We start from the raw sequence: 15,167 nt of genomic DNA, 5'->3' as shown, positions 1-15,167 counted from the left end.
GCGGTGGGGTGGCGGGCGCGGGGTCAGACCGCGGTGGGCCGCTCGACGGTGCGCGCGAGGATGCCGAGGGTCGCCCGCAGCGCGGCCTCCGGGATCACCGGGAAGACCCCGCGCTCGCGCCACGACGCGCGGACGTCGCTCCAGTCGTAGTACGAGGTGACCAGGGTGCCGCCGTCGGCCGGCGCGAGCAGGTAGCCGTAGCGGTGGCCGATCGGCGGGAAGCCCTCGCCGGTGACCGTCCACTCGAGGTGGGCGTCCTGGGTGAACTGGGTGATCGTCACGGTCACGTCGTAGCGGCCGATCGGGCGGTCGTTCAGCGCCTCCCGGTCCATGTGCACGACGAAGCTGTCGCCGACGGCCGACACGGGCGCGCCCTCGGCCGACTGGAGCATTCCGGAGCTGTCGATCGCGACGTGCCCCGCCGGGTCACGCAGCACCGCGAACACCGCCGCGGGCGTGGCCGCGATCCGCCGAGGAACCTCAAACCGCTCGATATCAGTCATACATGACAAACTCCCACTCTCCCAGCGCACACGCGACCGACCACCCGACGGCCCAGCTCATCGGTGGCGTCTTCCCGCGCACCGCCCGCACCTGCCGTCGATCCGCCTCTCCCGCGTCCACCCACCCTCGTCGCCCGCCAGGGCCGCCCCGGCGGCACCGACGATCCGGCGACAGCTTGGTGTCAGGTGGGCAAATCATCCGCTTCCCCCTCCTCTGGTTGTGTTTGCTGTGATCACGGCGGGCCGCTCCGGACCGCCGCGCAGACGAACGGAGGCAGGGATGACGGTGGTGCGCGACCGATGGCGGCGCAGAGTCCACGGCGGCGCACGGCACGCGGCGGGCAGCACGGCCACGGACGGCGCGGACGGCGCGGACGGCGCGGACGGCATCGCCGTGGGCGGCGCGGTGACGCGCACGGCACGCGGTCTGACGTCCCGGCTGGTCGGCGTCGTCGCGGCGGCGCTCGCGGTCGTGACCGTGCTGCCGTCGTCGGCGGGCGCGGCGGACACCACCGGCTACCCGGGCGATCCGTCGCGAGGCAACGGAGTGGCCGTCCCGTTCCAGGGGCTGACCGGCCGGGGCGGCGGGCCGATCCCGGTCGGCGGCGCGGTGGGCGTCGACCTCGTCCTCGGCTCGACCGCGCGCCCGTACCTGCCCTGCCAGCACTACGACCCGCGCACCCGCGGCGGCGACACCTTCGTCGCCGCCTGCCAGGAACGCGGCAGCTACGCCACCTACACCCGGTTCCCCGCCGGGGGCGGGCTGGTCTTCCCGCTCGGCTACTTCGTGGGCAACGCCCAGCCCGACCTGCTGCACGGCGGCAGCCTGGCGACCGGCTGGGGGGCGCGTACCGCGGGGCTGTCGTTCGAGTTCTACCCGGATCCCCGCCACGACGCCGAGTACGTCCACTCCCGCTTCTACGTGGACCGCTTCACCCGGCACGCCAACGGCTGGACCTACGCGGCCGACATCGGCCGGATCGCGCTGACGACGCTCGCCGACCCGAACACGGCGCGCCTGTCCGGACGGCTGACGGTCGCCGGCCGGCCGCCCGCGCCCGGCCGGGTGTCGATCCAGGTCTTCGGCGGGGCGGCCCGCTCGTCGAGCGGCCACCCGATCTCCTCGTTCGCCGTGTACGCCGGCACCGGCGCGCCGACCTGGGCCAGCACCCCGCTCTACGCCGGCTCGCAGCGCATCACCGTGCTGGACCAGGCCACCGGCCACCGGTGCGTGCTGGACCGCTTCAACGTCCGCGGCGCCGCCACCGTCGACTTCGATCTCGCCCAGCCCGGCTTCGGTCACCCCGACAGCGTCTGCACCTAGGTCGCGACTCGAGTTGTGATCTTCACAGGAGGACCCGTTCCCACGCATGGCCGGGAAGGTCACAACTGCGCACACGGCCCAGGTCATCACGCGGCTGACGGGTCACCAGACGTCGTGTCGACGAACTGGCTGGCCTGCAGGGTGAACAGGTCCCGGTAGATGCCGGGCCGGGTCATCAGGTCCTCGTGGTCGCCCTGATCGACGACGACGCCCCCGTCGAGCACGTAGATGCGATCGGCGGAGCGGACGCTCGCCAGGCGGTGGGTGATCAGCAGCACCGTGCGGTCGTGACCGAGCTCGCGGATGAGGGTGAACAGGGTCTGCTCGGCGCGGGCGTCGAGGGCGGCCGACGGCTCGTCGGCGATGAGCAGCGGCGCGTCCCGGTAGACGGCCCGCGCACAGGCGATGCGCTGCCACTGACCGCCGGACAGATCATGGCCGGCGGTGTACTGGCGGGCCAGCGACGTGTCGTAGCCGTGCGGCAGGCCCTCGATGACCTCGTCGGCGCCGGTCGCCCGGGCGGCGGGCACGACGCTGTCCGGGCCGTCCGCGCGCAGCCGCCCGACCCGGCCGACGGCGATGTTCATCCGGGCGGACATCGGCCACTGCGTGTAGTCCTGCGGGATCACGGCGATGCGCTCGCGGACGCTGTCCGGATCGACGGCGGCGAGGTCGACCCCGTCCCAGGTCACCGCGCCGCCGTCCGGTTCGTACAGGCCGGCGACGACCTTCGCCAACGTCGACTTGCCGCTGCCGTTCACGCCGACGAGGGCGACGACCTCGCCGCGGCGCAGCTCGATGGTGACGCCCCGCAGCGCCGGTTTGTCGGTGCGCGGGTAGGTGTAGGTGACGTTCTCGGCACGGATCAGCGCCGGCGCGCCGGGCGCGCGGGGAGTGCGTTCCTCGGGCACCCGCTCCTCGGCCTGGGCGATCCACGACCGGTACTCGCCGAAGTAGAGGAAGTTCTCGTAGGCGCTGTTGAGGGTTGTCAGCGCCGACTCCATCGCGCCGCGCCCGGTGCGGATGGCCAGCACCGCGGTGCCGGCCGCGGCCAGCGGCATGACGCCCGCGTCCAGCAGGGCGACGAGGACGCCGTAGACGAGGCCCAGCGCGAGCCCCGAGATCGCCTCGCCGGTCAGCCGATAGCGCGCCTGGCCGCGCCCGACGCGCACCTGCTCGGCCTCCTGCTCGCGGGCCAGCGCCGTGTACTCGCCGAGCAGGAAGGGCCCGAGGCCGAACGACCGGATCTCCGCGGCACAGTCCCGGTCGGTCATCCGGTAGCGGAGCATCCACTGCCGCCGCACCTGGGGCAGCCGCTGCAGCCACGAGGCATGGGCGAGGCGCGCCGAGCGCAGGGACGCCCAGCCGTCCGGCAGGATCGAGAGCACCAGCAGCGGCAGCAGCGCGGGGTGCAGCACGCCGAGCACACCGCCGGCCGCGGCGATGCGGATCGCCGCGGTGAGCACCTCGATGGCGTTGTCGACGAGCTGGCGCCCGCTGGCCGCGCCCCGCTCTGCGGCCTCCAGGTCGTCGACGAACGTCGGGTCGTCGAAGGCCATCACCGACGTGCGGGTGGCCAGGTCGAGCAGCCGGACGAGGCTCGCCCGGTCCACCCGGGGGCCGAGGCGGGCCTGGATCAGGCTGGTCGCCGCCGCCAGCCCGCTGCGCGCCACGCCGGCCGCGACGACGAGGATCACCGCGGGCACGGCGTCACGCAGCCGCTGCGGGGTTGGGCCGTCGCGCAGCACCGCCGTCAGTGCGCCGGCGACGGCGAGCAGGCCGAGCGCCTCCACGACCCCGGCGAGCACCCGCAGCACGACCATGACGACGAGGCCGGCGCGGTCGGCCTCCCAGGCCACCGACCAGGCCAGCCGCAGCAGCCCCGGCAGCCGCCGCGCCATCGTGCGGACGCCGGTGCGCTGCAGCGTGCGCTCCTGGCGCTCCCACGACCGCACGGCGTTCTCGTCCACCCGCCCGTAGGTGAGCACCGTGTCCCGCTCACCCGCCGTCCGCGCCGCCTGCGCCGCGCGTTCCGCCGGCGGGTCACCGGCGGGCGGGGCGTCGGCCGTCGAGGCCGGGGGCTCGCGAGGGGTGGGAATCGGGCCGCCGCCCGCGATCTCGTTCTCCACGATGCGCAGTGTGCGCGCCCGTCCTGGCGCGCACGTCGTTTTCAGCGGTGTCCGCATGGTCTTCCGGGGGCATTCCCGGGAATCCACGGTTTTCTCGTCTGTCGACGGCGCCCCGGGCCGGGATATACCGGTCCACAGGAAGACCCGGATTTCTGGACCGCCGTCATCCAGAAGCGCGGGAAATCTCCGCCGCCGGGCCCCGTCTTCATTACCGACCGCCAAGCTTACCGAGCAGGCACCGGCCACCGGCACCATCGCTCCAGGTAAGCCCACGGCGGACCCACTGGGCTTCCCGGCTAGACTTCCTGTCGGGACTGAACACAGGACACGGAAAGCGGCGTCACAATAGCAGGGATGTGGCCGGTTTGTCAATAGAGGACATTGGGTCCGAGCAGGCGTACGTCTCCGCTCTCTACGACCGACTCGACGAGCTGCGCCGCCGTACCACGACGCGGCTGCGCGGCGTTCTCCGACAGCACGAGAGCCTTCCCAGAGCCCGTTTCGAACGGGACGCGGCCAGCGCCGACTGCGCCGCCACCCTCGCCCGCATCCGGGCCGCGGAGAACGGCCTGTGCTTCGGCCGGCTCGACTTCGACGACGGCGAGCGGCGCTACATCGGGCGGTTGGGCATCTTCGACGAGGCGGCCGACTACGAGCCCCTCCTGATCGACTGGCGCACCCCGGCGGCCCGGCCGTTCTACGCGGCGACCGGCGCCGTGCGCCTCGGCGTGCGCCGCCGCCGGCACATCGCGACCCGCCGGCGCGACGTCACCGGGCTGGAGGACGACGTCTTCGAGACCGGCTCCCGCGCGCCCGGCGCCGCGCCCGGCTCCACCCCGGCGGAGCTGGTCGGCGAGCCGGCGCTGTTCGCCACCCTGAACGCGGCGCGCACCGGGCGGATGAGCGACATCGTCGCGACCATCCAGACCGAGCAGGACCGGATCATCCGCTCCGACCACCGCGGCGTCCTCGTCGTGCAGGGCGGTCCCGGCACCGGCAAGACCGCCGTCGCCCTGCACCGCGCCGCCTATCTCCTCTACACCCACCGCGACCGGCTGGCCCGCAGCGGTGTGCTCGTCGTGGGCCCGCACCAGGCGTTCCTGCGCTACATCGAGAACGTGCTGCCCTCTCTCGGCGAGACCAGCGTCGTCAGCGCCACCGTCGAGGTCCTCTACCCGGGGGTGACGGTGCGCCGCGCCGAGGAGCCGGCCGTCGCGGAGCTCAAGGGGCGGGCCGGGCTCGCCGACGTCATCGCCGCCGCCGTGCGCGACCGCCAGCGGCTGCCGGTCGGCCAGACCTTCGAGATCCACACCGAGGAGCGCCTGCTGCTGCTCGAGCGGAGCACCTGCGCGCGGGCCCGGGCGCTGGCCCGGGAGTCCGGCGAGCTGCACAACGACGCGCGCGCGATCTTCGTGCGGGCGGTGATCGACGCGCTCGCCCGCCAGGTCGCCGACGGCTACGCCGCCGAGACCATCACCGCGCAGGTGCTGGAGGCCGACCCCGCGGCCTTCGACCTGCTCGCCCCCGCCGGCTCCGGCGGCACCAGCCTGCTCGACGACGACGACCTCGCCCAGCTGCGCCAGGAGCTGCGCGCCGACCCGGCGGTGCAGGCGGCTCTCGCCGAGCTGTGGCCGATCCTGAGTCCCGACCAGCTCGTCGCCGAGCTCTACGCCGACCCCGGCACGCTCGCCGCCGCCGCGCCGCGGCTCACCGCCGCCGAGCGCCGCCTGCTGCACCGTCCCCTCGCCGAGGACGATCCGGACCCGGACGACGACTGGCTGCGTGAGCTGCGCGCCGCCACCGCCCCGACCGCAGCCGGCGACACCGGCGCAGGGGTGGGCGCCGCGGGGGAGACGGCCGGGGCTGACGCGCCGGCACCCGACGGCGCCCGTCCGCGGCCCCGCCCGATGGGCGGCTGGACCGCCGCGGACATCCCGCTGCTCGACGAGGCCGCGGAGCTGCTCGGCGACGACGACCAGGCGGCCCGGGCCGCCGCCCTGCGCGAGCGGGTCGCCCGCGTCGCCTACGCCCAGGGCGTCCTGGACATCCTGTCCCGGGACATCGAGGACGACCCCGAGATCATGATGGCCACCGACCTGATCGACGCCACCCGGCTCGCGGACCGGCATGAGGATGCCGACCTGCGCACGGTCGCGGAACGCGCGCTGGCCGACCGGACCTGGACCTTCGGCCACGTGGTCGTCGACGAGGCGCAGGAGCTGTCCGAGATGGCCTGGCGGATGGTGATGCGCCGCTGCCCGACCCGCTCGATGACGATCGTCGGCGACGTCGCCCAGACCAGCGATCCCGCCGGGACGACGTCGTGGGAGCGGGTCCTTGCGCCCTACCCGGCCGTCGGCGCGCCGGCCCGGCGCGAGACCCTCACGGTCAACTACCGCACCCCCGCGGAGATCATGGCGGTCGCCGCCGACGTGCTGGCCACGCTGCGCCCGCCGCAGCAGCCGCCGCGCTCGGTGCGGGAGGTCGGCGAGCGCCCCTGGCGGCTGCGCGTCGACGCGGCCGATCTCGGCGCCCAGGTGGGGCAGGCGGTCCTCGCCGAACTCGCCCGGCTCGCGCCCGGCCCGGTCGGCTCCCCCACGGCCGGCGGCAGCGGCGGCGGGCGGCTCGCCGTGCTGGTTCCCGCCGGGCGGATCGCCGAGCTGACGGCGGCGGTCCGCGCGGTCGTCCCCACCGCCGAGAGCGGCCCGGGTGCGGCCCTCACCGCAACGGTGGTCGTCCTCGGCGTGCGCGAGGCCAAGGGCCTGGAGTTCGACACGGTCCTGATCGCCGATCCGGACACACTCCTCACCGAGTCCGCCCGCGGCGCCCACGACCTCTACGTCGCGCTGACCCGGTCGACGCGCACGCTCGGCGTTCTGCACACGGCCGACGTGCCGCCGATGCTGGCCCGGCTGTCTCCCGCCGACGCGCCGCGGACGAGGCCGGCGCCCCCGGGCGACGCTTCGGCGGCCGCGCCGGGCCCGACGACGGACTCCGACCCGGCCGCGGGCACGGCGCCGGCGTCCACGTCCCCGACGGCGTCATCGGCGCCGGGGACGTAGCTTCACGACGGGTCGCGCGCGGCTACCGGGTGGTCGACGCGTGCCGGCCGCGACGTCGGCCGCCGCCGTTCGGCGGTGTCGCCGCCGCGGCCGGCACGGTCACCGGACTGCCGTTCGCCGGTGTGTCCCAACGCCGGCGCGTGGCGCGCCCGGCGGCAGCCTTCGTCAGCGCGTCCACCGGGTCGACGAACCCGCCCGTCTCCTCCTCGAGGATGGAGATCTGCGCGCTGGCGATGTCGAAGTACATGCCGACGAGCTCGAGCGTCCCCTCGTCGAGTGCCCGGCGCACCGCCGGGTGCTCACGCAGGTTCTCCAGCTGCTGGGCGACGTTGGCCCGGCCCAGCCGCTCGACCGCGGGCAGGTTCTGCGTCCCCGGCGGGGCCAGCCGGCGCAGCGACGGCGCGGCGTGCGCCAGCCAGCCCGCGAGCGCCGAGTCCGCGGCGCCGTGGGCCGCGCCGGCGAGCAGCGCGTTCATCGCACCGCAGCCGGAGTGGCCGCAGACCACGATCGTCGGCACCCGCAGCACCTCGACGGCGTAGTCGAGGGCGGCCGTCACCGACAGATCGCCGGACGGGGCACGGCCGGCGGCGACGGGCGCGGAGCCGGGAGCGACGCCCACCCCGGAGGCCATCCCCATCCCCGACGCCATCCCGGCGCCCGACGGCGACCCGGAACCCGGCGCCGCGTCGGACGCGGACCCCGGCGGGCTCACCGCGGGTGTGTCCGGCCGGGGAACGATGTTCCCCACGTTGCGGACGGTGAACAGGTCACCGGGACCGCTGCTGGTCAGGATGTTCGGCACGATCCGCGAGTCGGCGCAGGTCAGGAACAGCGCCCCGGGACGCTGCTCGGCCGCCAGGTCGTCGAAGGTCTCGCGCAGCAGCGGGGCGGCCCGGCGGTGGAACTCGTTGATCCCGACGAGCATCGAGCCGACCCGGACGGCGACGCCCGCGGCATCCTCGTCGGGCGCGTCCCCGTTCTCGGGTGACGCTGGCCGGCGCGGCGCCGCCACCGCGGGCAGCGGGGCCGTCGCCTCGTCGAACGCCACCGTCCCCGCGGGTCCCGCCGGATCGGCCGGTCCCGTCAGGGCGGCGGGCCCACTCCCGTTGGCGGACACCGTGCCACCAGCGGACACCGTGCCACCAGCGGACACCGTGCCACCAGCGGACACCGTGCTACCAGCGGACATCGCGCCATCAGCGGACATCGCGCCACCGACGGGGACGGTGCCGTGGGCGGGCAGGCGGCCGGGCGTCGGACAGGGGGCCGAGACCGTTCCCCTGGCGGGTTCCGGCGCGTCCACGGAGGTCGTCCGGCCGTGCTCGATCAGCCCGGCGCCGTGCGGCGCCAGGCCACCGGCCTGCTCCACCTCCTGCCACTGCGACCAGGGTGCGAACCAGCGCGGCAGCTGCGGGACGACCGTGCGGCGGCGTTCACCGGGATCGGCGCGGCGGAACCAGATCTGGCCGATCTCGTCGATGTCGACCGTCCCGCCGGTGGCCTCGTGGTTCGCGCACCAGCCACGCAGATGCTCGTAGGCGGCGTGGTCGAGGAAGTCGACGATGAGCTCGATGGACACCGACGCACCTGTCGGGATCCGCCCGAGCACCCGGGCGAGCCGGGGCAGGGACAGGAAGCTGAGCGTCCCCTCCACCTCGACCTGCCAGAGCTCACCGGAGCGCACCAGGCGCACGCTCGACCACAGCACGCGGCGCAGGACCAGCGCGAGCGCGGTCAGCAGCCCCAGCGCGACGCCCTTGAGCAGGTCCAGGGCGACCACAGCGGTCAGGGTCACCACGTAGACGGGCAGCTCGCCGTGCCGGCGGACGTGGCGCAGATGTGAGACGTCGAGCAGGCGCACCCCGACGATGACGAGCAGGCCGGCCAGCGCCGCCAGCGGGATCCACTCGACGGCGAACCCGAGCAGCAGCGCGAACGCCAGGATCCAGACGCCGTGCAGGATCGCCGAGGCGCGGGTGCGCCCGCCGGAGGCGACGTTCGTCGAGCTGCGCACGATGACGCCGGTGATCGGCAGGCCGCCGATCAGGCCGGACACGACGTTGGCCGAGCCCTGCCCGACCAGCTCGCGGTCGAGGTTGAGCCGGGGGCCGCGCCAGCCGCGGGCGGTGGCGAGCTGGTCGACGGCGACCGCCGACAGCAGCGACTCGACGCTCGCCACGATCGCGACCGTGATGATGCCGAGCACGACACCCGACCAGGCGTGATCGGGCAGTTCCGGCAGGGCGACCGCGTCGGCCAGGGAGGCGGGCAGGTCGACGCGGGGAACATCGAACCCGGCGAGGCCGGCGAACGCCGTACCCGCCACGACCGCGACGAGATACGCCGGGATCTTGCGGATCGCCGCCGGCACCACCTGGGGCAGCCGCGGCCACAGCAGGATGACGGCGATCGTCGCGAGACCTACCGCCGTCGCCGGGCCGTGCGGGTCGAGGAGCGCGCCGGGAATGTCCCGCAGGTTCTCCAGGGCGTGGCTGTCGGCCTTCCCGCCGAGCACGACGTGGATCTGGCCGAGGACGATCGTCAGCCCGATGCCGCCGAGCATGCCGTGGACGATGGCGGGTGACACGGCGAGCGACGCCCGGGCCACCCGGCACAGCCCCAGCAGGATCTGCAGCAGCCCGGCCGCCGCGGTGATCAGGCAGGTGACCCGCCAGCCGTAGGTGTCGATCAGGTTCGCGACGATCACGGTGAGGCCGGCGGCCGGCCCGCTGACCTGAAGTGGGGCACCGCCGAGGGCACCCGCGACGAGCCCTCCGACGGCGGCCGCGAGCAGCCCGGCGGCCACCGGGGCGCCGGAGGCGACGGCGATGCCCAGCGACAGCGGCAGGGCGACGACGAAGACGACCAGCGACGCCTGGAGGTCGGGGCGCCATCCCCCGCGCGGCGCCGCGGGAGCCGGCCCGTCCGCGGAAGCCGCGACGGCGGGCGGCGAATGACTGTGCCGCGACGGGGTCGGCGGGGAGACCGGTGCGGTCATGTCCACTCCTTGTGGGATGAGGTGGCCCTGCGGGACGGGATATCCCTGTGAGACGAGGTGGTCCTGCGGATCTGGACCATGGCGGGACAACGCTGTCCCTTGGTGGCCGACTGCCGCTCGCGGCCGGAACTGCCCGGGCTGCCGACACCTCGCCGATCGCGCGTGGTGACAGGATGCGCACCCTCACCAACGAGCCGAGGGGCCGACAAGTTTCTTTCCGTGATCGTCCACCCAATTCCGCGTAACCATTGGACAGCAACGTCCGAAGGTGTCCCAGGGAGCGACCGGCCCGCTGGGATGGGAAAAAGCACCCAGAGCTTCTCAACCGCAGGTAAGCCGCATAAAGGACATAATGCAATAGAGGATCAGGTTTGTCGCGTGCGTGCCTACCCGAACGGGGAGACCGGATTCCCGCGGGGCCCGCCCGCCGATCACCCCGCCGATCACCACGGGCGGCGGGCGATCGGCGGCACCAGGTTCGCCGACAGCGCACCGCGCGACGCCGGCGGCGCACCGGCGGCCATCCCAGCCGGTGGGAGTATCACGATGTGGTCTCACGCCGGTCGGCCTGCCGCACGCCCGGCGCTCCCGCTGCGCATACTTGTCGGGACAGTACGTGTCAGGACATGGGGTGAACAGCACCCGTCCGGGGATGATGGGCCGCGCCGGCCGGTTGGGGGGCGTCGCGCATGCGTGCTGACGGCCGGCTCACGCGGCTGCTGCTGGTCGCCGGGTTCGCCTTGCTGCTCGCGTCCTGGGTCGGCGGCAACGCGCCCGGTTTCGGTCCCGACGAGCCGGCGAACTTCATCAAGGAGGTCGGCGCCGGCACCGGCCAGTGGACGGGCACGCCCGGCCGGCTCGCCCATCCGGCGTTCGGCAGCCAGCCGGGCGCGGCGGAGCGCATCGCCTGGATCAACGGCAACAGCAGGGTCTTCCGGCTGCCGGCGGGCCTCGATCCGGGCGCGGCCGGATTCCCCTGCGACCTGTTCCGCAACGGGCGCTCCGCCGCCTGCCTGGACCGGGCGCACGTCCACCCGCCCCCGAGGAGGGCGCTGAGCTACGTCGGCACCTACGAGCCATACGTGTACGCCCTGCCGGGCGCCGCGATGGCGCGCACGCACAGCGCGCTCGCCGCGCTGTACACCGGGCGGGCGGTGAGCGCCGCGATCGTCGCCGCGCTGCTCGCCGTCGCCACCGCGGCCGTCTGGGACAGCCGGGCCGGGCCGGTCTGCCTCGCCGGGCTGCTGCTCGCCGCGTCCCCGATGGTGCTGTTCATGGGCTCGGTGCTGGGCACCAACGGGATCGAGATCGCCGCCGCGCTGGCGTTGTTCGCGCTGGTGCTGCGGATGGGACGGGCCCACGGCGCGGCGCGCTGGACCTGGCCCGCCGCCGGCGCGGTCGGCGCCCTGCTGGCGCTGACCCGGGCGACGGGACCGCTCTGGGTGCTGCTCGCGCCGCTGGTCGGCCTCGCCCTCGCCCAGGCGCCGCGCCGCCGCCCGCCCCTGCGCCGGGTGGCCTGGGCGGGGCTCGCCGCGCTGGGCGTGGCGGCGACCCTCGCCTGGGAGCGCGCCGTCCAGCCCCACCCGCACACCCGCGCCGACCTGGCCAGGGCGGGCCTGCACGCGCTGCCCGCCGACGCCCACGCCTGGGCCCGGCAGTGGGTGGGCGTCTTCGGCTGGGCGAGCCTGCCGATGCCCACCTATGCCTACCGGATGTGGTGGATCGCCGTCGGCGTCCTCGTCCTGGTGGCGGTGGCCGTCGGGCCGTGGCGCGCCCGCTTCGGGCTGGTGGCGGTGGTGGTCGGGGCGGCGGCGGTGGCCGTCGGGCTCGACGTGCTGGTCCTGCGGCAGACGCGCTTCCCGGTGTATGGGCGGTATCTGCTGCCGCTGGCCGTGCTGCTCCCCCTCGCCGCGGGTGAACTGCTGACCCGGCGAGCGGGGCGGCTGCCCGCCGCGCTGCTGCGGCCGATCCCGGTCGTGCTGCCGCTGGTGGTGGCGACGGTGCAGCTGGTGGGCCTGTGGGCGAACGCGCGGCGCTACGCGGTCGGTGTGCGTGGTCCGGTGTGGTTCGCCGGGCACGCGCGATGGTCCCCGCCGGCCGGGTGGACGCCGTGGCTCGTGCTGGCGATCGCCGGGGCCGCCTGCCTGGTCGGGGTCGCCGCCGGCGGTCTGCGCACCCCACCGTCCATCCGCGCGACGGACGGCACCGCCGCGGTGCCACCGCCCGGTCCACCGCCCGGTCCGCCACCCGGTCCGCCGTCGCCCGGCCTGGCGCTGCCCGCCCAGGGCGGTGGGGATGGAGCCGATCCCGCCCGGCCGCGCCCGGCCGCGTCCGAGTCACGCTGACCCTCCCGCGCCGGGGTGGTCACGGCGGCCACCGGTGAACACCAACAGTCACCATCATGTTGCGAGGGATGACGACTGCTCCTACAGTCCGCAGTGCCCGGCGTTGCCGCCGGACCGGGGCCACCGGAAATCCACGCGGCGGGAAGCCCGCGGGCCGAAAGACCCGCGCGACCGGAACGGAGCCAGATGATGACCACCGGCTGTGGGCTGAGCGCCGCGGAGCTGGCCCGGGAGCAGGGGGAGCTGCTGCCCGATCGACTGACCCTCGCGGCGGTCGAGTTCAACCGGACCGAGTTCGACCCCAGCAACTATCCGGTGAACTCGCCGGGCAGCAACAACTCCTATATCGAGAACCACTCCGAACCGGAGATCGCCTACAGCTCCGGCGGATTCGTCGAGTCGATCGTCAACGCCTGGAACTACGTGAACCAGTGGTGATTCGACCGGTTGCCGCCGCGCCGATCTGATCATCACACGGAATATCCAGCGACACGCCGGCGCCCGATACTCGCCGAAGTTTTTTTCGCCGACTAGCGTCTCCCTCGCACGCGAACGTCGGAGAGATTCAGATCCACGCGGGGGAGAGTATGCCGAAGACATCGTTTTCCACCAGTGACGCGGATCCCGCCCTGCTCGCCCTGGAAAATGCGGAGCTGCTACCCGACCGACTGACCCTGGCGACCGTGGAGATCGGCCGCCGGGAATTCGACCCGACATTCTTTCCGGTGAACTCGCCATGGTCGAACATGGGCCAGATCGACGCGCACGGCGAGCCGTCGATCCTCGGCGGCATCCTGCCGATCCTCATCTCGCTGATACCCAGCATCAACATCATTTTTCAGATCGACACCCACCACGACCGGTGACGCGACCGGCACCGGCCGGCCACGCCATCGGCCCGACGGTGCCGCCGCGGCCGCGCCGGGCCGACGGGCTGGTCCTGCTCGGCGAGTTCGCCGGTTCCGGCCTGGACCGGCCGGTCCAGCTGGCCCGCCGTGCCGACGGCCAGGTCGTCGCGCTCACCACCCTGCTCGCCCACATCCTCACGGCGGCGGACGGCGCCCGTGATGTCGCGGCGATCGCCGCCGCTGTCGCCGCCCTCGACGGCCGGGCGGTGACCGGCGCCGACGTCGCCCTGCTGGTCACCGAACGGCTCATCCCGCTCGGCCTCGTCGCGCCGGCGGACGGCGAGGCCGGCCCGGCGCCCCGGGCGGCGGCCCGGTTCACCCTGGTCGGGCGGCACACGCTGCTGCCGGCGCCGGCCGTGGCGCGGCTCAGCGCGAGGCTGGCGGGGCTGTTGCGGCCGGCGGTGATCGTCGTCTCGCTGTTGGCGCTGGTCGGTACCGACATCTGGGTGTTCGGCCGGCACAGCCTGGCCGCGAGCGCCGCGGCGGTGCTGGCGGCGCCGTCCCTGCTGGCCACGATCGTCGCACTGACCCTGCTCGGCGCGCTCGTCCACGAGTGCGGGCACGCCGCCGCCTGCCGCTACGGCGGCGCCACGCCCGGCGTGATCGGCGTCGGCATGTACCTGGTCTGGCCGGCGTTCTTCACCGACGTCACCGACTCCTACCGGCTCAGCCGCGGCGGCCGGCTGCGCACCGATCTCGGCGGCATCTACTTCAACGGGCTGTACTCGCTGGCGCTCGCCGGCGCGCTCGCTCTCACCCACGCCCAGGTCCTGGTCACCGCGATCGTGCTGGCCCATCTCGACGCCACGCGTCAGCTGGCACCGTTCGTCCGCCTGGACGGGTACTACATCGTCGCCGACCTCGCCGGGGTGCCGGACCTGTTCAGCCGGATGGGCCCGGCGCTGCGGCACACGCTGCGCCGCCCGTCCCGAGGCCGCCACCGCGACCGGGCGCGGGCGCCCGCGGTGGCGACCGGTCTCACCCGGCGAGCCCGGCTGCTGGTGACCGCCTGGGCGCTGCTCGCGGTGCCGACGATCCTGGTCAACCTGGTCGCGCTCGTCGTGTCGGCGCCGTTCGTGCTGCCCCGCACGGCACGCGCCGTGCGGGAACAGCTGGCCCCGGCCGGCCCGGCGATCCGCGACGGGCGGCTGCTGAGCGCCGCCGCCGACACGGTCGCCGCCATGGTGGTGGCGCTGCCCGCGGCCGGCACGCTGTGCGTCCTGTTCCTGCTCACCCGGACGGCGCTGCGCATGCTCCACCACCGGTCGGCTCTGGCGCGCGCCCGCCGGCGGCGGCGCCCGGCGGCCGGGCGTTCAGATGCCGGGGGTGAGCAGCGCCGCGATGCGCTGGGCGCCGCCGAGGTGCACCCGGGGCACCTCGAAGCGCCACGACGTGCCGTCCGTCAGCTGGACCACCAGCACACCGGCCACCCGGCCGCGCTCGAGATGCGCCCCCCGCACCATGGACCGGTCGGCGGCGGCGATGACCGACTCGGTCGGCTTCGGACGCAGCGCGCCGCGCCGGGCGGCGAACAGGACGACGTCGGTGGTGAAGACGCCCAGGTAGCCGAGCTGGCCGCGGGCGAGTACGGCCCCGCCGCGGTCCCCACCGCCCGCCACCGCGGCACCCACCGCGCCACCGATGGCGCTGCCGACCGTGGAACGGATCATTCCGACGGGTTCGACGAAGGTGCCCACCATGGCCGATCGGGGATGCGTCACGGGTAAGTCCTCCTGCTGCGCACTGACTCCGTCGACCCACTGGGCGTGCCGCGCTCGTGCCGCGCTCGTGCCGCGAGGGCGGGCGGCGTCGTACGGTCCGTCATCCTGCCGACAGGACGGATCGGGCGGCCCCGGACATTCCTAGGATTTCTTCGGGTGCCCCGGTTGGGGCCGCCT

At 74.6% G+C, this 15,167-nt stretch carries 9 protein-coding genes; 6 read left to right on the top strand and 3 right to left on the bottom strand.

Going from position 1 to position 15,167, the window contains the following annotated elements; translation table 11 throughout:
* Positions 1-23: 23 nt before the first annotated feature.
* Positions 24-503 (bottom strand): SRPBCC family protein, encoded by a 480-nt coding sequence (locus C1A33_RS24465; protein WP_101833670.1) that lies wholly within the window; start codon positions 501-503, stop codon positions 24-26.
* Between the two features lie 280 nt (positions 504-783).
* Between C1A33_RS24465 and C1A33_RS24460 the strand changes: the two genes are divergently transcribed.
* Positions 784-1,827 (top strand): hypothetical protein, encoded by a 1,044-nt coding sequence (locus C1A33_RS24460; RefSeq protein WP_243407901.1) that lies wholly within the window; start codon positions 784-786, stop codon positions 1,825-1,827.
* An 86-nt stretch (positions 1,828-1,913) separates the two neighbouring features.
* On the opposite strand, the gene C1A33_RS24455 is transcribed toward C1A33_RS24460, so the two are convergent.
* Entirely contained in the window at positions 1,914-3,815 is a 1,902-nt protein-coding gene (locus tag C1A33_RS24455) for an ABC transporter ATP-binding protein (protein ID WP_101833684.1), read from the bottom strand.
* Between the two features lie 506 nt (positions 3,816-4,321).
* On the opposite strand from C1A33_RS24455, the gene C1A33_RS24450 reads away from it, so the two are divergent.
* Positions 4,322-7,018: a HelD family protein gene (locus tag C1A33_RS24450; RefSeq protein WP_207770479.1), complete on the top strand. Its 2,697-nt coding sequence runs from the start codon at positions 4,322-4,324 to the stop codon at positions 7,016-7,018.
* 22 nt (positions 7,019-7,040) lie between these two features.
* On the opposite strand, the gene C1A33_RS37040 is transcribed toward C1A33_RS24450, so the two are convergent.
* Positions 7,041-10,016, bottom strand: a complete 2,976-nt coding sequence (locus tag C1A33_RS37040) for a bifunctional SulP family inorganic anion transporter/carbonic anhydrase (RefSeq protein WP_243407900.1) — start codon at positions 10,014-10,016, stop codon at positions 7,041-7,043.
* A gap of 689 nt (positions 10,017-10,705) precedes the next feature.
* Here C1A33_RS37040 and C1A33_RS24435 point away from each other — a divergent pair.
* From C1A33_RS24435 to C1A33_RS24420, 4 genes are all read left to right on the top strand, one after another.
* Positions 10,706-12,361 (top strand): DUF2142 domain-containing protein, encoded by a 1,656-nt coding sequence (locus C1A33_RS24435; protein WP_207770478.1) that lies wholly within the window; start codon positions 10,706-10,708, stop codon positions 12,359-12,361.
* 189 nt (positions 12,362-12,550) lie between these two features.
* Positions 12,551-12,799, top strand: coding sequence for a hypothetical protein (locus tag C1A33_RS24430; RefSeq protein WP_101833680.1), 249 nt, complete (start codon positions 12,551-12,553; stop codon positions 12,797-12,799).
* Between the two features lie 149 nt (positions 12,800-12,948).
* Entirely contained in the window at positions 12,949-13,227 is a 279-nt protein-coding gene (locus C1A33_RS24425; protein ID WP_101833668.1) for a hypothetical protein, read from the top strand.
* Positions 13,224-14,996 carry a hypothetical protein gene (locus tag C1A33_RS24420; protein ID WP_243407899.1) on the top strand — a complete coding sequence of 591 codons (1,773 nt, stop codon included), beginning with the start codon at positions 13,224-13,226 and terminating at the stop codon, positions 14,994-14,996. The genes C1A33_RS24425 and C1A33_RS24420 overlap by 4 nt, the downstream gene beginning before the upstream one ends.
* Positions 14,997-15,167 lie beyond the last annotated feature (171 nt).

Origin of the sequence: Frankia canadensis, assembly GCF_900197875.1 — a bacterium.
Taxonomy (GTDB): domain Bacteria; phylum Actinomycetota; class Actinomycetes; order Frankiales; family Frankiaceae; genus Frankia; species Frankia canadensis.
Note: the sequence above shows the minus strand (reverse complement) of the source record. Positions and strands in the feature narration are given on the sequence as shown.